The organism is Streptomyces auratus, from assembly GCF_050433025.1.
Taxonomy (GTDB): domain Bacteria; phylum Actinomycetota; class Actinomycetes; order Streptomycetales; family Streptomycetaceae; genus Streptomyces; species Streptomyces sioyaensis.
Genome location: NZ_JBNGCB010000003.1, coordinates 2,834,682 through 2,858,250, shown reverse-complemented (window position 1 = coordinate 2,858,250; position 23,569 = coordinate 2,834,682). Strand labels below are relative to the sequence as shown.

Below are 23,569 nucleotides of genomic sequence, written 5' to 3'. Positions count from 1 at the left end.
CATGTCCGTATCCAAACGACAGCGCGCGCGGATCATCCGCGGCGTGCAGTACGGCGTCCTGGTCGTCGCCGTGGTGGTCTTCGCGCTGGTCGCCGACTGGCACCAGCTGCGGATGGCGTTCTTCGACGTCGAGGTCGCAAAGGCGCTGTTCCCCGAGATCATCACCACGGCACTGGTCAATACCGTCCTCTACACCCTGCTCGGCTTCGGCTTCGGCCTCGCACTCGGTCTGGTGCTCGCGCTGATGCGGCTGTCGTCCGTGCCGCCCTACCGCTGGATCGCCGTCACCTATATCGAATTCTTCCGCGGGATCCCCTGTCTGCTGGTGTTCATCGCGCTCGGTTTCGGTGTGCCGCTGGCCTTCGAGGTCGCGCTCGATATGAACGTCACGGTGATGCTGTCGCTCGGGCTGGTGGGCGCGGCGTACATGGCCGAGACCATCCGGGCCGGAATTCAGGCGGTCCCCAAGGGGCAGACGGAGGCGGCGCGTTCGCTGGGGATGTCGCACGGGCGGGCGATGGTCTCCATCGTCATTCCGCAGGCGTTCCGTATCGTGCTGCCGCCGCTGACCAACGAACTGATCCTGCTGACCAAGGATTCCTCGCTGGTGTATCTGCTGGGGCTGTCCCTCACCCAGTTCGAACTGGCCAACTTCGGCCGGGACGCGCTCAATGAGCACAAGAGCCTGACCCCGATCCTGATCGCCGGGCTGCTCTATCTCGTGATCACCCTCCCGCTCGGCCAGCTGGTCCGGCGCCTGGAGGCCCGTACGGCGAAGGCCAGGTGAGTGACGTGACGGCGGAGACGACGGCACCGGGCGCGGCGGACCCGAAGGCCATCGAGGTGGCGGGGCTGCGCAAGGCGTTCGGTGAGCTGGAGGTGCTGCGCGGGATCGACTTCTCGGTGGCGCGCGGGGAAGTGGTGTGTGTCATCGGGCCGTCGGGATCGGGGAAGTCGACCCTGCTGCGCTGTGTGAATCTGCTGGAGGAGCCGAGCGCGGGCCGGGTCACGGTGGCCGGGACCGAGGTCACCGACCCGGACGTGGACATCGACCGGGTCCGGCGGCGGATCGGGATGGTCTTCCAGGCCTTCAATCTCTTTCCGCATCTGAACGCGCTGGAGAATCTGACGATCGCGCAGCGGCGGGTGCTCGGCCGCGACCGCGCCGAGGCGGAGCGGATCGCCCGCGCCAACCTCGAACGGGTGGGGCTCAGCGACAAGGCGGCGGCCTATCCGGCGCAGTTGTCGGGCGGCCAGCAGCAGCGGGTGGCCATCGCCCGTGCGCTGTCCATGGACCCGGAGCTGATGCTCTTCGACGAGCCGACCTCGGCACTCGACCCGGAGCTGGTCGGCGATGTGCTGGCGGTGATGCGTGCGCTGGCGCAGGACGGTATGACGATGCTCGTCGTCACGCATGAGATGAGCTTCGCCCGGGAGGTCGCCGACCGGGTGGTGTTCATGGACGGTGGGGTGATCGTGGAGGAGGGCACCCCGGAGCAGGTGGTGGGCGCCCCGCAGCACGAGCGGACCCGGACCTTTCTGGCGCGGGTGCTCGATCCGGCGGCCGCGGAGGTCGGGGAGGTCGCGGACAGCGGCGCGGCGGGCAAGCGCGTCGACCGCTGACCGGCCGGGCCGCCCCGGGTGCCCGGTGGCGGCAGGACCGGCCGCGGTTCCGCGTCTGAAATGTCCGCCCCGTGGGCACGGTTGGCGACAGGAAGCCAGCCACCCTACGGCGCGGAGGTTTTCCCGTGTTCCTCGACCTTCCCCTCGACGAGCTCCACGCCTATCGCCCGCCGGTTCCCGAACCGCCCGGCTTCGACGCGTTCTGGCAGCGCACCCTCGACGAGGCCCGTACCCACGACCTCGACGCCCGCTTTGCCGAGGTGGATACCGGGCTCGCCCTCCTCAGCTGCTACGACGTCGAGTTCGCCGGCTTCGGCGGGCACCGTATCCGCGGCTGGTTCCTGCTGCCGCGCGCGGCCGCCGGGCCGCTGCCGTGCATCGTGCAGTACCTCGGCTACGGCGGCGGCCGGCTGCTGCCGCACGACTGGCTGCTGTGGCCGTCCGCCGGGTACGCCACGCTGGTCATGGACGCCCGCGGGCAGAGCGGCCCCAACCGCCCCGGGGACACCCCCGATCCGGCGGGCTACGGAAACCCGGGCGTCCCCGGCAAGCTCACCCAGGGCCTGCTCGATCCCGACGGCTACTACTACCGGCGGCTGTACACCGACGCCGTCCGGGCCGTGGAGGCGGCGCGGGGCCATGACGCGGTGGACGCCGAGCGGATCGTGGTCGCCGGCCACAGCCAGGGCGGCGCACTCGCCCTGGCGATGACCGGGCTGGTCCCCGGGCTGGCGGGCGCGCTGATCGATGTGCCGTTCCTGACGCACATCCGGCGGGCGGTCGAGGTCACGGACGCGGGCCCGTACGGCGAACTCGCCCGCTACTTCGCCGGCGCCCGCGGCCACATCGATACCGCCCTGCGCACCCTGGACCACTTCGACGGCCTGAACTTCGCCGTCCGCGCCACCGCCCCGGCCCTGTTCGGCACGGCGCTGCGCGACGCGGTGGTGCCACCGTCCACCGGCTTCGCCGCGTACCACCACTACGCGGGCGAGAAGGAGCTGGAGGTGTGGCGGTTCAACGCCCACGAGAGCGGCGGCGGGGAGCAGCGGGCGGCGGAGTTGTCGTTCGTGCGGGGGGTGGTGGGGTGAGGGGGGTTGGTTGATCCTCGAATGGCCGGGGCTGCTTGGCCCCGAGGGCTGGGTGCCGCTCCGCCGCCCGAAAAACCGGGTGCCGCTCCCCCCACCCCCGAACCCACCCCCCGCCCCCTCCCCCGAAGGGGGAGGGGGGGGAGGGGGCGGGGGAGAGCCTCCGGACGTCGCGACCCGCCCCCTCAAACCACCCCTCAAACCGCCCCCAACAAATGCTCCAACGCCAACTGATCCAAATGCTCGAAGGCCATCCCCCGGCCGGCAGCAGCCTCGGCGTCGAAGGACTCGTACGCGGTGGGGTCGGCCAGCAGCCCGGCGAGGCCGTCCTCGGCAGTGGGGCGGCCCAGCTGGTCCAGCCGGGCGGCGTGCAGAGCGTCCTGGACGGCCGGGTCGGTCCGGAAGGCCGCCGCGCGCTCCCTGAGGATCAGGTAGTTGCGCATACAGCCGGCCGCCGAGGCCCACACGCCGTCGAGGTCCTCGGTGCGCGGCGGTTTGAAGTCGAAGTGCCGCGGTCCGTCGTAGCCGGCCGTCTCCAGCAGGTCGACGAGCCAGAACGCGGACCGCAGATCGCCGGCGCCGAAGCGCAGGTCCTGGTCGTACTTGATGCCGCTCTGGCCGTTGAGGTCGATGTGGAACAGCTTGTCCGCCCAGAGCGCCTGGGCGATGCCGTGCGGGAAGTTGAGCCCGGCCATCTGCTCGTGTCCGACCTCGGGGTTGACGCCGTAGAGCTCCGGGCGCTCCAGCCGTTCGATGAAGGCGAGGGCATGGCCGACGGTGGGCAGCAGGATGTCGCCGCGCGGCTCGTTGGGCTTGGGCTCGATGGCGAACCGCAGGTCGTAGCCCTGCTCGACGACGTACTGGCCGAGCAGGTCGAAGGCTTCCTTCATCCGGTCCAGCGCCGCCCGGACGTCCTTGGCCGCGCCGGACTCCGCGCCCTCCCGTCCGCCCCATGCCACATAGGTGTGTGCGCCCAGTTCGGCGGCGAGGTCGATGTTGCGGAGTGTCTTGCGCAGCGCATAGCGGCGGACGTCGCGATCGTTGGCGGTGAAGGCGCCGTCCTTGAAGACGGGGTGGGTGAAGAGGTTGGTGGTGGCCATCGGGACGACCAGGCCGGTGGCGTCCAGGGCCTGCCGGAAGCGGGTGACGGCCGCCTCGCGCGCGCTGTCCGCGGCGCCGGGCGGGATCAGGTCGTCGTCGTGGAAGGTGACGCCGTACGCGCCGAGGTCGGCGAGGCGGTGGACCGTTTCGACGGGGTCCAGGGCGCGGCGGGTGGCCTCCCCGAAGGGGTCGCGGCCCTGCCAGCCGACGGTCCACAGGCCGAAGCTGAACCTGTCTTCGGGCACGGGCTGATGCCTCATGCCGGATCCCCTCCCCTCTCGGCCCCGCAGGTGCGCGGCGGGCAGCTCCCCGTCATTCGCCGACTGCACTTGCTCATGCGCGACTCCCTCGCTCTTTCGTCAACGCGCTTTACAAATTCCGCCGCGGCCAAACTAATATGCGGCAGCACACCGGGGAACCCCCTGGACCCAGACCAAGGAACACGGGCCGCCAAGGAGAGTGCACGATGGGCGCACAGTCAGCGGGACCGCTCGTCGTCGGGGTGGACAGCTCGACACAGTCCACCAAGACGCTGGTCGTGGACGCCGACACCGGTGTGGTCCTCGCCCGGGGGCAGGCGCCGCACGCGGTCAGCGGCGGCGAGGGCAAGGAGAGCGACCCCGGGCAGTGGTGGCGGGCGCTGGGCGAGGCGCTGGCGCAGTGCGGTGACGCGGCGCGGCAGGCCTCGGCACTGTCCGTCGGCGGCCAGCAGCACGGGCTGGTCACACTGGACGCGGCCGGTGCGCCGGTGCGTCCCGCGCTGCTGTGGAACGACGTCCGGCCGGCGCCCCAGAGCGAGCGGCTGATCGCGGAGCTGGGTGGGGCGCAGGTCTGGGCGGAGCGGGTGGGGAGCGTTCCGGGTCCGGCGTTCACGGTGGCCAAGTGGGCCTGGCTGCGGGAGAACGAGCCGGCCGCGGCGGCCGCCACCGCAGCGGTGCGGCTGCCGCACGACTATCTCGTCCAGCGGTTGACCGGTGAGGCCGTCACCGACCGCGGCGACGCCTCCGGCACCGGCTGGTGGGCGTCGTCCACCGAGTCCTACGACACGGAGATCCTGGAGCAGGTCGGACTGGCCCCCGAGGCGCTGCCGCGGGTGGCGCTCCCGGGCGAGGCGGCCGGCACCGTACACGCCGATGATCTGCCCCTCCCCAAGGGCGCGTTGGTGGCCGCCGGCACCGGCGACAACATGGCGGCCGCGCTCGGCCTGGGCCTGCGCCCCGGGCAGCCGGTGCTGAGCCTGGGCACCTCGGGGACGGTCTATACGGTCTCCAGGAACCGGCCCGCCGATCCGACCGGGACCGTGGCGGGGTTCGCCGACGCCCGCGGTGACTGGCTGCCGCTGGCCTGCACCCTGAACTGCACGCTCGCCGTGGACCGGGTGGCGGCGCTGCTGGGGCGCGACCGGGAGGCCGTGGAGGAGGGGGGCGAGGTGGTGATGCTGCCGTTCCTGGACGGCGAACGGACCCCGAATCTGCCCGGCGCCTCGGGGCTGGTGCACGGGCTGCGCCATGACACCACGCCCGGCCGGCTGCTCCAGGCCGCTTACGACGGCGCGGTGTTCGCGCTGCTGCAGGCGCTGGAGGAGGTGCTGGACGCGGACGCGGCGCCCGATGCCCCGCTGTTGCTGATCGGCGGCGGGGCGCGGGGCCGGGCCTGGCGGGAGACGGTGCGCCGGCTGTCCGGCCGCCCGGTGGTGGTGCCCGAGGCGCAGGAGCTGGTGGCGCTCGGTGCGGCGGCGCAGGCGGCCGGACTGCTGCTGGGCGAGGATCCGGCGGCGGTGGCTCGGCGGTGGGGCACGGCCCGCGGCGCGGCGTACGAGGCGCGGCCGCGGGACCGCGCCGCGTGGGACCGGCTGGCGGCGACGCTCGCCGACGGTGCGGCGCTGCTGCGCCGCTGACCGCCCTGCTCATCCGTACACCCGGAGGGACGTCCGCTCCCGCCGGCACCCCGAGGAGACCTCTGTGACCGCGTCCGGCGGCGACACCCAGCACGGCATCCGGCGCCGCAATCTGGCCCGGGTGCTGCGGACCGTGGCCGCGCAGGGGCCGCTCTCCCGGCCGGCGGTCGCGGCGCGGATCGGGCTGACCCGGGCGGGGGTGGCTCCGCTCGTCGACGAGCTGCTGCGGGCCGGGCTGCTGGTCGAGACGGGGCGGGCGTCGACCGGCGGCCGGGGCAGACCGGGCGGCGAACTGGCCGTCAGCGACCGTGGCCCGGCCGGGATCGGGGCCGAGATAGGCGTCGATCATCTGGCGGTGTGTGCGGTCGATCTGCGCGGGCGGGTGCGCGCGCGGGTGGCGGCCGGTGCGGCGAACCGGCACAGCGCACCGGGACCGGTGCTGCGGCGGCTGTCCGCGCTGCTGGCGGAGGTGACGGCGGGCCTCTCGGCCGAGGGGCTGCGGCCGGCCGGGCTGACGGTCGCCGTGCCCGGCCTGGTGGCCCGGGGGTCGACGACCGTGCTGCACGCCCCCAATCTCGGCTGGCGGGCGGCCGATCTGGCACCGGCCCTCGCCGGGGCGACGGCGCCGGAGCACGAGGCCGCCCTCCCGCTCACCGTCGAGAACGAGGCCAACCTCGGTGCGCTGGCCGAGCTGCGGCTGGGCGGAAGCGGCGGCCGGCCGGCCCCGCCGCCGGACTTCGTGCATGTGTCGGCCGAGTCCGGTATCGGGGCCGCGATCGTGGTGGACGGCCAACTCCTGCGGGGTGCACGGGGTTTCGCGGGCGAGCTGGGGCATGTGCCGGTGTATCCGGACGGCCCGGTGTGCGACTGCGGTGGCCGGGGCTGTCTGGAGCAGTACGCGGGGGAACGGGCGGTGCTGCGCGCGGGCGGGGTCACGCCGGAGGGGGCGGCGGCCGCACCCGCGGGGCCGGGGGCCCGTATCGGCCTGCTGGCGCGCCGGGCCGCCGACGGGGACGCCGCCACCGTCCGTGCGCTGCACGAGGCGGGGACGGCCCTCGGCATCGCGCTCGCCGGAGCGGTGAATCTGCTCGACCCGCAGGCGGTGGTCCTCGGGGGTGCGCTGGCCGAGCTGGCGCCGTGGGTACTGCCTTCCCTGGAGCGGGAGTTGGCACGGCGCACGGCCGTCGCCGCGGCGGACGGGCGGGACGGCGGGCCGCTGGTGACGGTCTCCCGCCTGGGCGCGGACGGACCGCTGCTCGGGGCGGCGCACGCCGCACTGCAGGCCGTCCTGGACGATCCCCTCCATTCCCGGACCACGGCACACTCTCCCCGGAATTGAGCCCGCTAAACCTTTCCAGGGCACGCGAATTCCATGCCACCCCATCGGGCGATTGTGCCGATAAAATCCACACGGCTACCTTCGGTTCGGCGGGTTGCCGCGGAACTTCCTGAAGTGGGGTTTCTGGGCGGTCCGCAGCGCACCCTCCGAAGAGACAGGTGGCATGATGACGATTGCCGACGAATCGCTGCATGGCAGCACGGAAGAATCCCAGAATTCCAGTCTGAGTACCACCGCAGCACGGAATTTGGCGACCACCACCAAAACGGCACCGCAGATGCAGGCCATCACGTCCCGCTGGCTGCTGCGGCTGCTGCCCTGGGTGCAGGTGTCCGGCGGTACGTACCGCGTGAACCGCCGGCTGACGTACACGCTCGGCGACGGGCGCATCGATTTCGATATCACCGGCAGCGATGTGGCGATCATCCCCGAGGAGCTGCGCGAGCTGCCCGCGCTGCGGGAGTTCACCGATTCCGAGGCGCTGGCGGCGCTCGGCGAGCGGTTCACCCAGCAGGAATACGCGCCCGGGGAACTGATCGCCGAGGCCGGTGCGCCGGGCGACCGGCTGGTGTTGATCGCGCACGGCCGGGTGGACCGGATCGGCAGCGGCAAATACGGCGAGGACACCGTCCTCGAAGCGCTGGCCGGCGGCGACCACCTCGGCGACGAGCCGCTCACCGACCCGGAGGGGACCTGGCGGTTCAGCTATCGCGCGGTGACCCGGGTGACCGTCATGGCGCTGTCCCGGCTGGGCGCGCAGGAGGTCATGGACCGCTCCCCCGGGCTGCGCGAGCATCTGGCGACGGCCCGGCAGGACGGCGCACGGCCCACCAACGCCAGTGGGGAGTCGGCGGTCTCGGTCGCCTCCGGGCACCACGGCGAGCCGTCCCTGCCCGGTACCTTCGTCGATTACGACCTGACGCCGCGGGAGTACGAACTCAGCGTCGCGCAGACGGTGCTGCGCACCCACAGCCGGGTCGGCGACCTCTACAGCGACCCGATGAACCAGGTCGAGGAGCAGCTGAAGCTGACGGTCCAGGCGCTGCGGGAGCGCCAGGAGCACGAGATGATCAACAACCGGGACTTCGGGCTGCTGCACAACGTGGACCTCAAGCAGCGCATCCACACCCGCACCGGTCCGCCCACCCCCGACGACCTCGACGAGCTGCTCGCGACGGTCTGGAAGGACCCGGGTTTCCTGCTCGCCCATCCGCAGACGATCGCCGCGATCGGCCGGGAATGCAGTGCCCGCGGACTGTATCCGACGGCGGTTGATTTCATGGGGCATTCGCTGCCGTCGTGGCGCGGTGTCCCGATCTTTCCGTGCAACAAGATTCCGGTGACGAAGGAGCGGACGAGCTCCATTCTGCTGTTGCGCACCGGTGAGGAAAAGCAGGGCGTGGTCGGCCTGCACCAGACCGGAATTCCCGATGAATATGAACCGAGCCTCTCGGTGCGTTATATGGGCCTCGATGACCGGGCCGTTCTCAAATATCTCGTCAGCGCCTACTACTCGGCGGCCATTCTCGTACCCGATGCGCTGGGCGTGCTCGACGACGTCCAGATCGGCCACTGAACGCTCCGCGGAAGAACTCGGCGCGTCGGGGAGCGGTCCCGTATGCCCGCCCGGCGCGCACCGTACGCACCGCACCGAACAAGAACAGGTGAGCCTTCTCCATGACCACATCGGTGGATCCGACGTCCGGCCCGCAGCCGTCCGCGCCCGAGCGGACCAGCCTGGACACCGCGGCCGCCCGCAAGCTGGCGACCACGACCAAGACCGTGCCGCAGATGCAGGGGATCTCCTCCCGCTGGCTGTTGCGCATCCTGCCCTGGACGCAGGTCTCCGGCGGTACGTACCGCGTCAACCGGCGGCTGACCCACACCCTCGGTGACGGCCGGGTGGAGTTCGTCTCGACCGGTTCCGACGTCCGGGTCATTCCGGCGGAGTTGCGCGAGCTGGCCCCGCTGCGCGGCTACACCGACGCGGCGACGCTGGAGGCGCTGGCGGACCGGTTCGTCCAGCGGGAGTTCGCACCGGGTGATGTGCTGGCCCGGCAGGGCGGGCAGGCCGACCGGGTCATCCTGATCGCGCACGGCAAGCTCGACCGCAGGGGCACCGGCAAGTACGGCGACGAGACGGTGCTGGGGGTACTGGCCGACGGTGACGCCCTCGGTGCGGCGGCGCTGCTGTCGCCGGACGCGGAGTGGGAGCACTCCGTCCGCGCGGTGACCCGGGTGACCGCACTGACCCTGTACCGCAGCGACCTCGAAGAGGTGCTGGCCCGGTCGGAGTCGCTGCGCTCCCACCTGGAGGAGTTCCGCGCGGCGCTGGTGCCCGCGCAGAACAAGCACGGTGAGTCGGCCATCGAGCTGGCCGCCGGCCATGTCGGTGAGCCGGCCCTGCCGGGCACCTTCGCCGATTACGAACTGACGCCGCGGGAGTACGAACTCAGCGTGGCGCAGACCGTGTTGAAGGTGCATTCCCGGGTCGCCGATCTCTACAACGACCCGATGAACCAGCTGGACCAGCAGCTGCGGCTGACCGTCGAGGCGCTGCGGGAGCGCCAGGAACACGAGATGGTCAACAACCGGGAGTTCGGGCTGCTGCACAACGCCGACCTCAAGCAGCGCCTGCACACCCGCACCGGTCCGCCCACCCCCGACGACCTCGACGAGCTGATCTCCCGCCGCCGCAAGACCCAGTTCCTGCTGGCCCACCCGCGCACCATCGCGGCCATCGGGCGGGAGTGGAACGCCCGGGGCATCTACCCCACGACCGCGGAGGTCGAGGGCACCGCGGTCCGGGCCTGGCGCGGCATTCCGCTGCTGCCCTGCAACAAGATCCCCATCACCCCGGAGGGGACCAGCTCGGTCCTGGCGATGCGGGTCGGCGCGGAGAACCAGGGGGTGGTCGGGCTGCACCAGACGGGCATCCCGGACGAGTACCGGCCCGGCCTGTCGGTCCGCTTCATGGGCATCAACGACCAGGCCGTCCTCAACTATCTGGTCAGTGCCTACTATTCGGCGGCGGTGCTGGTGCCGGACGCGCTGGGCATCCTGGAGGACGTAGAGATCGGACACTGACCGGCCGGGAAGCGGGGCTGCGGGTGCCGCGCCCACCACCGCCCCAAGGCCGGGGGTGCGGCACCCGAGTGACGTCCGATCAGGTATCTCCTGGACTTCTGACCTGCGCCGTTCTGCCTTTGGTCCAGCCATTGGCAGAACGGCCATTCCCTTGGCAGGGCGAGCCCTGTTGCGCATCATGAACGCACCGGCTGTGCGTGACATGTACGCGACCACCCCTCGGTCCCTGTCAGGAGTTCACATGGAGCCCGACCCCCGTCGCCCGGCCCGCAGACGCCTGCTCACCGGTGCGGCCGCGCTCACCGCGTCCGCCGCACTCGCCCCCTTCGGCACGGCCACCGCCGGTGCCGCCGCCTCCGCGCGCCGGCTCACACCGGGCCGCGGCGCCTACCCCCCTCACCAGTGGGTCCCGGCAAGCCCGTCCAACCTCACCACCGCCAATCGCCCGACCCAGTACCCGGTCGAGATGGTCGTGATCCATGTGACGCAGGAGACCTACGCCCACACCCTCAAGCTCTTCCAGAACCCGGCACACAAGGCGGCCGCGCACTATGTCGTACGGTCCACCGACGGCCATCTCGCCCAGTGCGTCCGCGAGCGGGACGTCGCCTGGCACGCCGGGAACTGGGACTACAACACCCGCAGCATCGGCATCGAGCACGAGGGCTGGATCGACGACCCTGCGTGGTTCACCGACATCCTCTACACCCGGTCCGCCCAGCTCACCGCCGCCATCTGCGACCGCTACTCGATCCCCAAGGACCGCGAGCACATCATCGGCCATGTGGAGGTCCCCGGCAGCGACCACACGGACCCCGGTGAGTTCTGGGACTGGGCGCGATACCTGCAACTGGTGAACGGGCCCTCCTGGCGGACCACCATGTGACCCGGCGCTGCGCCGCACCCTCCGCCACGCCGACGGGCCGGGACGCCGCCGGACGCGCGATCGCGGCCCCGCGAGGGCATCCGGCGGGGACGGCGCCCGGCGACACGGCGGCCGTTCCACGGGTGTACCGATTCATGACATCTCCGGGCCATAGTGAACATCTTCCGCACCTGGGACAGTTGGCGTGACGTCAGGGGGGCCTCGTGAAGCAGCGATTCGTTCGAGTGCGCGCGATGCTGACCGTGCTGGTGGCATGGGGGGCGCTGATCGGCGGCGGGTTGGCGGGCGGGGCTCCGGCCACCGCCGCGGACACCGGTCTCCACCGTTTCGGTGCCACGTCGGTGGCACCGGGTGTGTCCTACGCCGAATTCCGGATGACGGTGCCCCGCGGCCTGGTGCACGGGCATCTGGTGACGGTCGATCTGGCCGATCCGCGGGTCGCGGTGGACCTGCTGTACCCGGGGGCGATCGGCGCCCGGTCGCCGGTGTCCGAACTGGCCGCGGACCGTGGCGCGGTGGCGGCGGTCAACGGCGACTTCTTCAACATCAGCGAGGGCCAGCATCCCGGTGTGGAGGCGACCGGCGCCTCGGTCGGCCCGGCGGTGGCCTCCGGGCGGCAGCTGAAGAGCGCGGTGCCCGACGGGCAGCGCTTCGGGCCGGTCATGCCGCCCGGCGCCACCACCGAGGACGTCATCGGCGTCGGCTACGACCACCGGGCCCGGCTGGACCGGCTCACGCTGCACGGTGCGGTGCTGACCCCCGAAGGGGCGCTGCCGCTGCGCGGCCTGAACCAGTACGCCCTGCCGGTCGACGGGATCGGCGCGTACACCGCGCGGTGGGGCCCGGCGTCCCGGCTGCGCGCCACCTGCGGGACGGACACCGACCGGGCGGCGCCGTGCAGCACGGACACCACAGAGGTGACGGTCCGCCACGGCCGGGTGGCGGCACTCCGGGACGCGCCGAGCTCCGGCGGCGTGGCTGTCGGCAGCGTGGTGCTGGTGGGCAGGGAGGAAGGGGCCCGCCAGCTGCGCAAGCTGCACCTCGGTGAGCGGGTGAGCGTCAGCCACCACCTGGCCGGCCGGGGGCCGGGGCGGCTGCGGTTCGCGGTGGGCGGCTTCCCGATCGTGCGGAACGGCGCGCCGGTGGACGGTCTGGACTCCGGCGCGGTGGCGGTGCGCACCTCCGCGGGGACCGGCGCCGGCGGCCGGGTGCTGTATCTGCTGGCACTGGACGGAGCGCCGGGCCAGACCGGGCTGACGGTGTGTGAACTTGCCGATCTGATGGCGGAGTTGGGCGCGCGCAGCGCGGTGGATCTGGACGGCGGCGGGTCCTCCACGCTGGTCACCGGCGACGCCTACGGGGAGACGGTGCGCAACCATCCGTCGGGCGGGGCGGAGCGGCCGGTCCCCAATGCGATCGGGGTCTTCTCCCCTAGGGCCTTTCCGACCCTGACCCATCGGACAGGCCCTGAACGACTCGGTGGGCGGGTACGGGGCTGAGCGCCGGCGCGTGGCCGCCCCTCGCGCTCAGCCGCCGCCTCATGGACGCACACTGCTCACCACATCGGCGGCGCCGGTCAGGCCCTGGTGGATGTCGGGAGCGAGGCTGCTGTTCGCCAGATAGAAGCCGAGCAGTGCACACACCAGGGCGTGCGAGAACTTGAGCTTGCCGCTGCGCAGGAAGATCACCGTCAGGACCACCAGCAGCAGCACGACCGAGATGGAAATTGCCACGGGACGCACCCTCCTCGACCGCCGCCCGAACGGGCAGCAATGGGTGGCCAGTTTGGCGTATTTCAGGGTATGTCCGGTTCTTGTACGGGTGCTCCGATCGGGTGATCACTACGGGTCACCAGGCGTCGGCGAGCGACAGGCCTCCGGCCACGGCGGACGGCCGGGCGACGCACCACCGGGAGCAGGGAGGATGCCCCCTCGCGCCCTCCGCCGACCGCCCGCCCTCCCGGCGTCCGCGTCACCCACCGCCACGCACCCTAAGAGGGACATAAGCCGTATGTCGCCCCAAATACCCAGCGGCGGCGGCACGTTCACGCCACCCAGCGCACCCCGCCAGCCAATGTGGCGCGTATCACATAACTCCCTGCAACGAATCGTGTCGCTCGATCGTCTTAGCGGCCGATCCTGCCCCTCCCCCTCCTCGCAGACGGAAAGCCCGTATGAGCCAGACCCCCTCCCCCCGTCACCGGCCCTTCCGGTCACTGCGCGTCTTTGCGTGCGTGCTCCCGGTGATTGCCGTGGGCACGCTCACCGCGTGCGGGGGCCTCGCGTCGTCGGCTCCCCAGGGCGAGCCGGTGAGGGTCGCGCTGGGGGCGGCGAGCGGGACGAGGACCGTGCAGGCCGGCGACAAGATCAAGGTGACCGCTCAGGGCGGGGTGCTGACCGAGGTGACGGTCACCGACCCCCGAGGCCACAAGCTGCCCGGCGGGCTCGGAAGTGGCGGGACCGAGTGGACGGCCCTGACGAAGACCGCGCCGGGCACCAAGTACTCCGTCCTCGCCCGGACCAGGAATCGGCAGGGCGACGTGGGTGCGACCAAGGAATCGCTGACCATCGCGAAGCCGAACCGGCTCCGCGAGCTGGCGCTGGCCACCGGCACACCGGTCGGCGCGGTCGACGTCGACCGGCCGTTGACGGTCACCTTCGGCTTCCCGGTGACCCACCGGGAAGCCGTGGAGCGCCGGCTGTGTATCCTCACCGGCCGTGGCACGACCGGATCATGGGCCTGGAGCAAGGACCGCAGCGGTAAGGACCGGGCGGACTGGCTGCCGGCGCGGCACCGGGAGCCGGGCACCGGGGTCGCTCTGCGGGCGGAGCTCAACCCTGCGGACTCCGGCGGCGTCCCCCACGTCGCCAAGGACTATGACCTGAACTTCACCATCGGCCGGAGTTGCACCGACTCGGCCGCGGGGCGGGTTTGTGGCAAGGTCCAGGTGAGTGACGCCCCTGAGGTCGCCACATCCTCCGTACGAGGGAAAGACGACAGGACAATGGGGATCGGAGACTGGCATGCCGGCTGATCCCCACGACGGACGAACAGCGCCCTCGCGCCGAGCAGCTGACCCTTTTCAGAGCCTAATGTGACGGAATGAGCACCGTGCAGGACCAGGATCAACTTACGGGGTGGCGGCGCTTCCGGCGCCGGGTCCCCAATGGCTTCGCCATCATCTTCAGCATGCTGGGGCTCTTCTGCGCCCTGACCGCGCTGATCGGGCCCCTGCGGCGCGGACTCCATCCGGTGATCTACTGGCTGGACACGCTCACCTTCCCGGTGCCGCCGAACCTCGCCTATGCGGTGCTCCTCTTCCTGTTGGCCGCGGCGCTGACCGCACGCAAACGTGTGGCGCTGTGGTGCCTGGTGGCCTACATGGTGCTGGTCATCCTGGCGGACGCGGCGTTCCTGGCCATGGGCTACTGGGAGTTCGCCTTCTCCCTGGTGCTGTGTGGCGGCGTGCTGGTGCTGCTGCTCGTCTCGCACCGTGAGTTCTATGCGATCACCCGGCGCGGGGCGTTCCTGCGGGCCATCGGTGTGCTGATCGGCGGGCTGGCCGTCGCGGTGCTGATCGGCTGGGGTCTGGTGTCGCTGACGCCGGGCACCCTGGAGGCCGGCGGCGGCAATCGGCTGCTGTGGGCCGCCAACCGCGTCTGCGGCGGGCTGGTCGGCGGCCGGCTGGTCGAGGGTCATCCGCCGCACTGGACCAACTTCCTCCTCGGTCTCCTCGGTGCGCTGGCGCTGCTGAACGCCGCGGCCACGCTGTTCCGTTCGCAGCGCATGGAGGCCGCGCTGCACGGGGACGAGGAGGACCGGATCCGGGCGCTGCTGGAGCGCTACGGCAGCCAGGACTCGCTCGGCTACTTCGCCACCCGCCGCGACAAGGCCGTGGTCTTCTCCCCCAGCGGCAAGGCCGCCGTCACCTACCGCGTCGAGGCCGGTGTCTGTCTGGCCAGCGGTGACCCGGTCGGTGACCGCGAGGCCTGGACCCAGGCCATCGAGGCCTGGCTGGAGGTCGCCGGGCGCTACGGCTGGCAGCCGGCCGTCATGGGCGCCAGCGAGAGCGGCGCCAAGGCGTTCGCGCGCTGCGGCCTCGGTGCGCTGCAGCTCGGCGACGAGGCGATCTTGCATGTGAAGGACTTCGACCTCGACGGCCGGGAGATGCGGGTCACCCGCCAGGCCGTCAACCGCGTCGAGCGGACCGGCGCGACCTTCCGTCTGCGGCGCCACTCCGCGCTGACCGACGAGGAGATGCAGGAAGTCATCCACCGGGCGGACGCCTGGCGGGACACCGAGACCGAACGCGGCTTCTCGATGGCGCTGGACCGGCTGGGCGACCCGGAGGACGGGGACTGCCTGCTGGCCGAGGCGTACGACGGCGACGGCAACATGATCGCGCTGCTGTCCTTCGTGCCGTGGGGCAAGGACGGCATCTCGCTGGACGTCATGCGCCGTGACCGCACCGCGCCCAACGGCGTCATGGAGTTCATGGTGGCCCGGCTGTGCGCGCAGGCCGGGGCGATGGGCGTGCGCCGGGTCTCGCTGAACTTCGCGGTGTTCCGGTCCGCCTTCGAGGAGGGCGCCCGGATCGGGGCCGGGCCGGTGCTGAAGTTCTGGCGCCGGCTGCTGCTGTTCTTCTCCAAGTGGTGGCAGCTGGAGGCCCTGTACCGCTCCAACGCGAAGTACAACCCGGAGTGGTACCCGCGGTTCCTGTGCTACGCGGACGCCGGCGCGCTGGCCCGGATCGGTCTGGCCTCCGGTATCGCCGAGGGCTTCGTCGCCGTGCCGAGCCTGGGCACGCTGTGGGGCAAGGGCCACAAGAAGCGGCTGCTGGCCCCGGCGAGCACCGCGGGCCTGCCGTCGCTGGACGAACTCGGTCTGGTCCAGACGGGCCCGGCCACCGAGGAGGAGCTGCACGAGCAGGAGCTCGCCGCGCTGCCCGAGCAGGTGCGGGTGCGCCACCGGAAGCTGGAGCGGCTGCGGGCGAACGGCACCGACCCGTACCCGGTGGGCGTGCACCGTACGCACACCCTGGGCGAGGTCCGCAGCGAGTTCCCCGACCTCAAGGCCGGGGCGCGGACCGGCAAGTCCGTCACCCTTGCCGGCCGGGTGCTGCTCACCCGCGACCACGGCGGAGTGCTCTTCGCGGTGCTGCGGGACTGGTCGGGCGATCTGCAGATCGCGCTGACCCGGGACGGCAGCGGCGCCGGACTGGACCGCTTCGGCTCGGACATCGACCTCGGTGACCATGTCGAGGTGGAGGGCGAGATCGGCGCCAGCGACCGCGGTGAGCTGACGGTCTTCGTCAGCACGTGGCGGCTGACCGCCAAGTGCCTGCGGCCGCTGCCGGACAAGCGGCGCGGACTGTCCGACCCGGAGGCCAAGGTCCGCCAGCGGTATGTGGACCTGGTCGTCTCGACGGACGCGCGGGACAATCTGCGGGCCCGCAGCACCGCCGTACAGGCGCTGCGCCAGGGGCTGATCGACCGGGGCTACCTGGAGGTCGAGACGCCGATGCTGCAGCAGATCCACGGTGGCGCCAACGCCCGCCCGTTCCACACCCACATCAACGCCTACGACCTCGATCTGTATCTGCGGATCGCGCCGGAGCTGTATCTCAAGCGGCTGTGTGTGGGCGGCATGGAGAAGGTCTTCGAGATGGGGCGGACCTTCCGCAACGAGGGCATCTCCTACAAGCACAACCCCGAGTTCACGATGCTGGAGGCCTACCAGGCGTTCGCCGACTACGACGTGATGCTCGATCTGACCCGGGAGCTGATCCAGAGCGCGGCCGTCGCCGCGTTCGGCAGCGCCACCGCCCGTAAGGCGGACGAGCGCGGCCGGCTGGTCGAGCACGACATCTCGGGGATCTGGCCGGTCAAGACTGTCTACGGCGCGATCTCGGAGGCGCTGGGCGAGGAGGTCGACGCCGACACGAACCCGGAGGTGCTGCGCCGTCTGTGCGCGACGTCGGGGGTGCCGGTCAAGCCGGAGAGCGGCCGGGGCGACATCGTGCTGGAGATGTACGAGCGCCTGGTCGAGGAGAAGACCACCCTGCCCACCTTCTACAAGGACTTCCCGACCGATGTGTCCCCGCTGACCCGGCAGCACCGGCGAGATCCGCGGCTCGCCGAGCGCTGGGACCTGGTCGCGTTCGGCACCGAACTGGGCACCGCCTACTCGGAGTTGACCGACCCGGTCGAGCAGCGCCGGCGGCTCACCGCCCAGTCGCTGCTGGCGGCCGGCGGTGACCCGGAGGCCATGGAGCTGGACGAGGACTTCCTCCAGGCGCTGGAGTACGCGATGCCGCCGACCGGTGGTCTGGGCATCGGCGTGGACCGGCTGGTCATGTTCCTCACCGGTCTGTCGATCCGCGAGACGCTGCCGTTCCCGCTGGTACGGCGCCGCTGAGCGCACCAGCCCACCGGCGCCCGGCCCGGGCCCGCCACCGCACGGTGGCGGGCCCGGGCCTTTGTTCCTTTGTCGGCGCCGTCAGAACCAGTTGACGGTGAGCGGGAAGGAAGCGGTGGCGGTGGCTCCCGTGGCGTCGGTGACGGTCGCCGTGACCGGGAAGGTGCCGGTCTGCCAGGGTCTGCCGCCGATCCGGCCGCCGCCCGCGTCGGCGGACAGGCCGAACGGCAGACCGGTCACACGGTAGGTGAGCGGGGTCCTGCCGCCGGTGGCGGTGAGCTTGACGCTGCACTCCTGGGCGAAGCGGCAGGTCTGCGGGCCGGGGGTGGCGAGTTCGAGGCCGCCGCCGGGCGGTTCGGTGCCTCCGGTGTCGAAGACCCCGGTGACGGGGGCGGCAGTGGCCGCGTTGCCCGCGTGCCCGGTGCCGTACATGTCCTCGAAGGTCCGCAGCAGGTTGTAGTGGTTGTAGTCGCCGCTGACGCTGCCGCGTTTGACGTGGGCGCCGTGGAAGATGGTCGCGATCCGGTTGGAGCCGAGGAGGTTGTCCTCGTCCCAGGTCACCATCAGCAGGCTGTTGTGGTCCTCGGCCCACCGGGCGTAGTCGGCGAGGTTGTTCTTCAGCCAGGTGTCACCGCTGCCGACGGCGCAGTCGTGCATGTCGTTGCAGATGTCCGGGATGACGAACGACAGGGTCGGCAGCGAGCCGAAGTCGCCCCGGGGGAACTGCGCGAAGGTCCGGCCGGTGTCCAGCGGCACGTTCCGGAAGGCGAACCAGGGGTTGTGCTTTTGCCGATACCGGCCGTCGGAGCAGGTCGTGGAGCCCTGGGCGGGCAGGCCCTCGTTGTAGCTCGCGAAGGTCTTGCCGGCCGCGATCAGCTCCTGGGCGAGGTTGGGCGCGGTCATCGACTGGGCGGTGTAGCAGCCGTCGCCGGTGAGGCCCTGGGTGGCGCCGGAGAAGAGGTTGAAGTAGTTCGGCTGGCTGGGGTGGGTCAGCGCCTTCATTGCGGTGAGGTCGGCGCCGCTCTGGGCGAGTTCGTTGAGGTAGGGCGCGTCGCGGTTGCCGATGATCTCGCCGTACTGCTTGTTCTCGAAGACGACGACCACGACGTGGTCGTAGGACGGCAGCGCGGACCGGCCGGTGTGGGCGTCCGCCGTGGTGGCGACGGCGATCAGGCCGAGCGCACCGAGCGCCGCGGCGATCGCCCGGCGTCTGAGGTTCACTGTTCGTCTCATCAGGTCTCGTTCCTCTGAGGGGGGAGGCCGGCAGGTGTGGGGGGTGTCAGTCCTCGCGGCGGGCGGCGCCCGTGACGGCGATCCGCAGCAGACGCGGTACGGGCAGGTCGCAGCGGCGAAAGGCGTCGAGGACGGCGGTGCGGACGGCCGCGCGCCGGTCAGGGGGCATCAGCAGCAGGACGCTGCGCCCCGGGCGGGTGCCCGGCCAGCAGGCGGACCGGGCGCCGGCCCGGAGGGCTTCGCGGACCGCGCCGGCCAGGCCGGTGGCCACGGCCGCGGCGCCGGTGTCCCCCGTACCGCCGCCGGTGGCGGTGCGGGCCGTCAGGAGCAGCAGACAGGGCGCGGGGCCGCCGTCCGGGGCGGGCAGCGGTCGGCGGGCGCTGCCGTCGGCCGCCAGGAGCTGACCGGTCCGGCCGAAGAGCACCGCGCGGCGCAGCCCGTGGTCGCCGGGTACGGCGGCGCCGAGGAGTTCGGCCAGCTGCGCACGGGGCAGCGGGCGGGCACCCCGTGCGGCGTGGACGTCCGCGAGAGCCAACGCGACCGCGCACTCCAGCGGTTCGGCGACGGGCAGCCCCACGGCATCGGGCAGGGTGGCGTTCACGTGCAGATCGGCGCCGCCCCGGCCGAAGCCGGCGGCGGCGAGCGCCCGCAGCACGGCGTAGGGACGGGCCGCCCAGCCGGGGGCGCGGGCGGCCGGGCCGGTCAGGGGGAGCTCGGCGGACTCGGCCGGGTGGTTGAGCGAGCCGCAGCGGAGCAGGCCGTCGGCGCGCGGCGAGACGGCCGCGGCGACATACCAGTTGGCCGCCGCGACCCAGTCGGTCCGTGGGGCCGCCGCGGTGAGCGGCGCGGCGGGCTCGACGGCGGAGGCGGCGAGCCGGAAGGCGTACGGAGCCCGCCACACCGCGCCGGGCGGCCGCCGGTACGTGGTCGCGAAGCCGTGCGCGAGCAGCCGCAGCAGCGGGTCCGCCGTCGCGCGCCGGGCCAGGTCCACCGCGCTCACCCCAGTGCTTTGCGGGCCAGCAGCCGGTAGGCGTTGCCGCCGTCGGTGGCCCGGGCCGCGACGGTGCCCAGGGCGTCCAGGGCGAAGGCGGCGGCGTAGCAGGGAACCGCCATGGCCTGTACGGCACTTCGGGCGCGGCGGCGGCCCGGGGTGTCGGGGACGACGGCCCAAGGGGCTCGCGGGTCGGGGGCGAGCCGGTTCGCGAGGAGGGCGACGGCCGCGAGGAAGTCGCCGTTGCCCTGGTGCGCCGCACCGTGCTGCTCGGCCAGGACGGTGAAGCCCCGGGCGGCCAGGGCCTGTTTGAGGTTGCCCACCGGCATCAGGTGCTGGTGCTGGGGCTGGAACCAGGGCAGCCAGTAGGGGCCGAGCAGTCGCCCCGTACGGGACTCGGGGTCGGGGAGCTCGATCAGCAGATGGCCGCCGGGGGCCAGGACCTTGACGGCCGCGTCGAGTTCGGCGAAGGGGTCCCGGGTGTGTTCGAGGTAGTGGTGCATGCTCACCGTGTCGTAGCGGCCGGCGAGCCGGTCGGCCAGGTCGGGGAACTGGCCCTGGTAGCCGGTGGTGATCCAGCCCCGGCGGGCGGCCTCGTGCACCCCCTCACCCATGTCCAGGCCGTCGAATCGGGTGTCGGGCCAAACGGTGCGCGCCGCGTTGCAGAAGTGCCCGGCGGCGGTGCCGACGTCGAGCCAGGCCCTGGGGGTGGTGAAGGGCCGCAGCAGTGCGGCACGGTCGCGGTAGGTGCCGCTCATCCGGCCCAGGACCAGGGCGGCGCCCTCGCCGCCGAGGCCCTCGTAGAAGTCGCGGTAGTAGAAGTCCAGTCCGTCCGGGGTGAGGCGGGGGTTCTGGAAGATGTGGCCGCAGCGGCGGCACTCCTCCAGGGTGAAGCGGCCGGGCTTGCCCTGGAGCAGGTCGGGCATCCGGACCCGCACGGCGAGGTCCGGTGCCGCGCACCAGGGGCAGTCGGTGCGGCGGGGTTCGAAGAACCGCTCGGTGCCGGCGGCGAGTTCGTTGAGGTAGGCGGCCCGGCGCGCCGCGGTGCCGGCCGGTTCGGGCGGATCGGCCGAGGGCGTTTGCAGAGTCCGCAGCGCGGTGGTCAGGGTGCGCAGCGGACGCAGCGCGGTGGCGCGGGCCAGGTCGGCGGGGCGCGGTCCGCGGGCCGGGGCCAGCACGGCGGCGGGCTGCAGCCAGTACAGGGCGGCCGCGGCCAGGCCCCAACGCGGTGCCGAGACACAGCACTTCACCAGCAGGGCGAGCCCGGCGAGCTGGGCTGCGGACAGCAGGCCCGGCGGCAGGCCGCGGGCGCGCAGTTCCTCGGCGCGCCACCCAGGGTCGCAGGGCGGCGCCGTCACGCCGGGTGCCAGGGCCCAGCCGGTGGCCTCGGGGGCGTACTCCTTGAGGGTGCGCACGAGGCGGAGCAGGTCGGCCGCCGAGCGCGGCGGCTCCGCGTCGTCGAGCCCGGCCCGCCCGAGGACCGCGTCGGCCACCAGCAGCGCATGGCCCGCGCTGTGGCCCGGAGCACAACGGTCGGTGCGGTGGCCCGCGGGGTCCAGCAGCCGGAGCAGCCCGAGGGTGCTCTCGGCGTCCAGCTGGGTCGGGACGAGGTCCAGGACCTGGAGTCCTTCGCGTACGGCGTGGGCGACCGCGGCGCGCAGGGTGGCCTCGTCGGCCGTGACACCGGGCGCGGTGATCAGCTGCCAGCCCAGCAGCGGCGGCGAGTCGTGCGGGGCGAGGTCGAGCACGGGCAGCGCGGCGAGCCGGCGGCGGGCGCGTACGGTGCCCGCGCCCAGGGCCGTGACGGCGGCGGCCGCCACCCATCGCGTACGTCGTCCCGAACGGTGCGCTGGTGTCAGCTGGCTCATGGTCCCTCCACGCTCACGGTCGGGGCGGTGCCGGGGACGGGCGGGTGCAGGTGCGGCCCGGGCGGCAGTTTCTCCAGGCGGTCGGCCGCGGCGGGGGCGCCGCCCGCCTCGGCGAAGGACGCCTGGATGCGGCGGGCCGCGCGGCGGTGGGCCGGGTCGTCCAGGACGGCGGACAGCGCCCGGTGCAGTTCTTCCGCGCGGGCCCGGCCGAAGCGCACCCGTACGCCCGCGCCGGCCTCGGTCACCTGGCGGGCGACGATCGGCTGGTCGTCGCGGACCGGCGCCACGACCAGCGGCAGCCCGTACGCGAGCGCCTCGCACACGGTGTTGTGGCCGCCGTGGCACAGCACCGCGTCCAGGTGCGGCAGCAGCTTCAGCTGGGGGACGTACTCCTGGTGCACCACGTGGTGCGGGAGGGTCCCGATGAGGTCGCCGGGGGCGGCGAGGATCAGCTGGGCGCGGTCGGCGAGGGCGTCCGCGGCACGCAGGACCGCGGGGTAGAAACGGGCGCCCGCCTCGCGGTTGAGGGTGCCCAGGGAGACCAGGACCCGGGGCCGGGCGGGATCCAGCCGGCGCCAGGGGAAGCCGCCGGCCGGCGGGCGGGCGCCGAAGGCGGGCCCGACGAAGGCGTAGTGGGGCGGGTATCCGCCGGCGCCGCGTCCGCCCGGGTCCGGCCCGCCGGGGCCGATGAGTTCGGGGGTGGAGAAGACCAGGACGAGGTGCGGGGAGAAGCGTGGGTCCCAGCCGGCGGGTGCGCCGCAGTCGGCGAGCAGCGCCGCGATGCTCTGCGCCACCCACTCCCCCACCTTCGGGACCCCGGCGAACGGCTGGGTGAACTCCGCCGAGGTGGTCGCCGAGGTCACCCAGGGCAGCCCGTGCCGGCGCGCCACCAGGGCTCCGGCGAGGGCCTGTTGATCGGCCACCAGCACATCGGGCCGGAAGGCGGCGACGGCGCTGTGCACCCCGGGCAGCATCGCGCGGGCGAGCGGGATGAGGACCTCCGCCCACAGGAACCGCAGCGCCGCCACGCCCCGCAGATCGCGCCAGCGGGCGTGCAGGACGTCCTGCCCCTCGGCCGCACCGCGGTCCCCCGCCGCGTACAGCAGGGCGCCCGCGGGGAGCAGTGGCTCCAGGGCGGCGGCGGGACCGGCCCAGGCGACCTGGTGGCCGCGGGCGGTGAGTTCGGCGGCGACGGCGACGGTGGGGTTGACATGCCCGGCCAGCGGCGGCACCACGAAGAGCACTCTCATCCGGCCACCGCCCCGGCCCGGGCGCCGAGCCGGGTCAGCACCGCGGCGCACAGCCCTTCGGTGGCCTCGTTGAGCACGGTGTGCCCCACGCCGGGCAGCACACACAGCTCGCAGTCCGGCACGCTGCGCACCAACTCGTATGCTCCTGGCAGCAGTTCGGAGTGCGCGCCGTAGACGGCGAGGATCGGGCAGCGCAGCCGGGCGAAGTCGCGGGCGGTGAAGGCGGTCGCCGAGGCGAGGTCCTCGATCAGGGTGGTGTGGTTGAGCAGGGCGTCGGCCCCGGCCGCCAGCCGGGCCTCCTTGCGCCGCCCGAGCGCGGCGAGCTGTTCGGGCAGCCCGCTGTGTTCGAGGCCGAGGGCCGCGACGGAGAGGGTGTCGGTCATGTCCTCGACCCAGTCGCCGGTCAGCTGGGCGTCGATCAGCACCAGCGAGGCGACCAGGTCGGGGCGGCGGAGCGCGGTGTGCAGGGCCAGTACACCGCCGTAGCTGTTGCCGACCAGATGCACCGGGCGGCGGTCGAGCCCGAGGGCGGCGAGCAGGGCGGTGAGGTCGGCCACCGCGGTGTCCCGGTCGTAGCCACGGGGCGGCCGCTCGCTGCGGCCGTGGCCGCGCTGGTCGTAGAGGAGCACGGGGTGGCCGGCGCGGGAGACGGGGCCGGCGAGGGTGCAGTAGAAGCTCGACAGGTTGTCCATCACCAGCCCGTGGAGGAAGACCACGGTGGGGCCGTCGCCGCGGCCCGGCAGCCGCTGGGTGTGCAGGTGCAGCCCGTTTGCGTGGGTGTGGGCCATG

Annotated in this window: 18 protein-coding genes; 11 read left to right on the top strand and 7 right to left on the bottom strand. The window is 72.8% G+C overall.

What is annotated here, in order from left to right; translation table 11 throughout:
• The first annotated feature begins 1 nt into the window (after window position 1).
• From BKA18_RS32160 to BKA18_RS32150, 3 genes are all read left to right on the top strand, one after another.
• A complete protein-coding gene (locus tag BKA18_RS32160; RefSeq protein ID WP_040897895.1) occupies window positions 2–787 on the top strand; it encodes an amino acid ABC transporter permease in 786 nt (261 codons plus the stop codon).
• Window positions 788–792: 5 nt separating this feature from the next.
• The gene (locus BKA18_RS32155) at window positions 793–1,623 is read left to right on the top strand and encodes an amino acid ABC transporter ATP-binding protein (protein ID WP_006601896.1); all 831 of its coding nucleotides are present in this window, start codon (window positions 793–795) and stop codon (window positions 1,621–1,623) included.
• 125 nt (window positions 1,624–1,748) lie between these two features.
• Entirely contained in the window at window positions 1,749–2,714 is a 966-nt protein-coding gene (locus BKA18_RS32150) for an acetylxylan esterase (RefSeq protein ID WP_366046280.1), read from the top strand.
• 194 nt (window positions 2,715–2,908) lie between these two features.
• On the opposite strand, the gene xylA is transcribed toward BKA18_RS32150, so the two are convergent.
• Window positions 2,909–4,072, bottom strand: a complete 1,164-nt coding sequence (gene xylA, locus BKA18_RS32145; protein WP_366048743.1) for a xylose isomerase — start codon at window positions 4,070–4,072, stop codon at window positions 2,909–2,911.
• A gap of 206 nt (window positions 4,073–4,278) precedes the next feature.
• Between xylA and xylB the strand changes: the two genes are divergently transcribed.
• From xylB to BKA18_RS32115, 6 genes are all read left to right on the top strand, one after another.
• Window positions 4,279–5,709, top strand: a complete 1,431-nt coding sequence (gene xylB / locus BKA18_RS32140; RefSeq protein ID WP_366048745.1) for a xylulokinase — start codon at window positions 4,279–4,281, stop codon at window positions 5,707–5,709.
• Between the two features lie 64 nt (window positions 5,710–5,773).
• Window positions 5,774–7,048 carry an ROK family transcriptional regulator gene (locus BKA18_RS32135; RefSeq protein WP_366048746.1) on the top strand — a complete coding sequence of 425 codons (1,275 nt, stop codon included), beginning with the start codon at window positions 5,774–5,776 and terminating at the stop codon, window positions 7,046–7,048.
• Window positions 7,049–7,211: 163 nt separating this feature from the next.
• Window positions 7,212–8,624, top strand: coding sequence for a family 2B encapsulin nanocompartment shell protein (locus BKA18_RS32130; protein WP_366048747.1), 1,413 nt, complete (start codon window positions 7,212–7,214; stop codon window positions 8,622–8,624).
• A gap of 101 nt (window positions 8,625–8,725) precedes the next feature.
• Window positions 8,726–10,135, top strand: coding sequence for a family 2B encapsulin nanocompartment shell protein (locus BKA18_RS32125; protein WP_366048748.1), 1,410 nt, complete (start codon window positions 8,726–8,728; stop codon window positions 10,133–10,135).
• A 241-nt stretch (window positions 10,136–10,376) separates the two neighbouring features.
• A complete protein-coding gene (locus BKA18_RS32120) occupies window positions 10,377–11,021 on the top strand; it encodes an N-acetylmuramoyl-L-alanine amidase (protein ID WP_366048749.1) in 645 nt (214 codons plus the stop codon).
• A 233-nt stretch (window positions 11,022–11,254) separates the two neighbouring features.
• Window positions 11,255–12,520, top strand: coding sequence for a phosphodiester glycosidase family protein (locus tag BKA18_RS32115; protein WP_429638786.1), 1,266 nt, complete (start codon window positions 11,255–11,257; stop codon window positions 12,518–12,520).
• 39 nt (window positions 12,521–12,559) lie between these two features.
• Here BKA18_RS32115 and BKA18_RS32110 read toward each other — a convergent pair whose 3' ends face one another.
• The gene (locus tag BKA18_RS32110) at window positions 12,560–12,754 is read right to left on the bottom strand and encodes a hypothetical protein (protein WP_006601905.1); all 195 of its coding nucleotides are present in this window, start codon (window positions 12,752–12,754) and stop codon (window positions 12,560–12,562) included.
• Between the two features lie 518 nt (window positions 12,755–13,272).
• Here BKA18_RS32110 and BKA18_RS32105 point away from each other — a divergent pair.
• Together BKA18_RS32105 and lysX are read left to right on the top strand one after the other, a co-directional pair.
• Window positions 13,273–14,055, top strand: a complete 783-nt coding sequence (locus tag BKA18_RS32105; RefSeq protein ID WP_429638726.1) for an Ig-like domain-containing protein — start codon at window positions 13,273–13,275, stop codon at window positions 14,053–14,055.
• 68 nt (window positions 14,056–14,123) lie between these two features.
• Window positions 14,124–17,438 (top strand): bifunctional lysylphosphatidylglycerol synthetase/lysine--tRNA ligase LysX, encoded by a 3,315-nt coding sequence (gene lysX, locus BKA18_RS32100; RefSeq protein ID WP_366048752.1) that lies wholly within the window; start codon window positions 14,124–14,126, stop codon window positions 17,436–17,438.
• 81 nt (window positions 17,439–17,519) lie between these two features.
• Here the strand turns inward: lysX and BKA18_RS32095 are convergent, their stop codons facing one another.
• Genes BKA18_RS32095 through BKA18_RS32075 form a run of 5 tightly spaced genes read right to left on the bottom strand, consistent with a single transcriptional unit; the run spans window position 17,520 to window position 23,568 of the window.
• Window positions 17,520–18,671, bottom strand: coding sequence for an alkaline phosphatase family protein (locus BKA18_RS32095; protein ID WP_366048753.1), 1,152 nt, complete (start codon window positions 18,669–18,671; stop codon window positions 17,520–17,522).
• Between the two features lie 46 nt (window positions 18,672–18,717).
• Window positions 18,718–19,671, bottom strand: a complete 954-nt coding sequence (locus BKA18_RS32090; RefSeq protein ID WP_366048754.1) for a galactokinase — start codon at window positions 19,669–19,671, stop codon at window positions 18,718–18,720.
• On the bottom strand, window positions 19,668–21,530 hold the full coding sequence (locus BKA18_RS32085) for a class I SAM-dependent methyltransferase (protein ID WP_366048755.1): 1,863 nt from the start codon (window positions 21,528–21,530) through the stop codon (window positions 19,668–19,670). The genes BKA18_RS32090 and BKA18_RS32085 overlap by 4 nt, the downstream gene beginning before the upstream one ends.
• Window positions 21,527–22,774: a glycosyltransferase gene (locus tag BKA18_RS32080; RefSeq protein ID WP_366048760.1), complete on the bottom strand. Its 1,248-nt coding sequence runs from the start codon at window positions 22,772–22,774 to the stop codon at window positions 21,527–21,529. The genes BKA18_RS32085 and BKA18_RS32080 overlap by 4 nt, the downstream gene beginning before the upstream one ends.
• A 2-nt stretch (window positions 22,775–22,776) precedes the next feature.
• Window positions 22,777–23,568 carry an alpha/beta fold hydrolase gene (locus BKA18_RS32075; protein WP_366048756.1) on the bottom strand — a complete coding sequence of 264 codons (792 nt, stop codon included), beginning with the start codon at window positions 23,566–23,568 and terminating at the stop codon, window positions 22,777–22,779.
• Window position 23,569 lies beyond the last annotated feature (1 nt).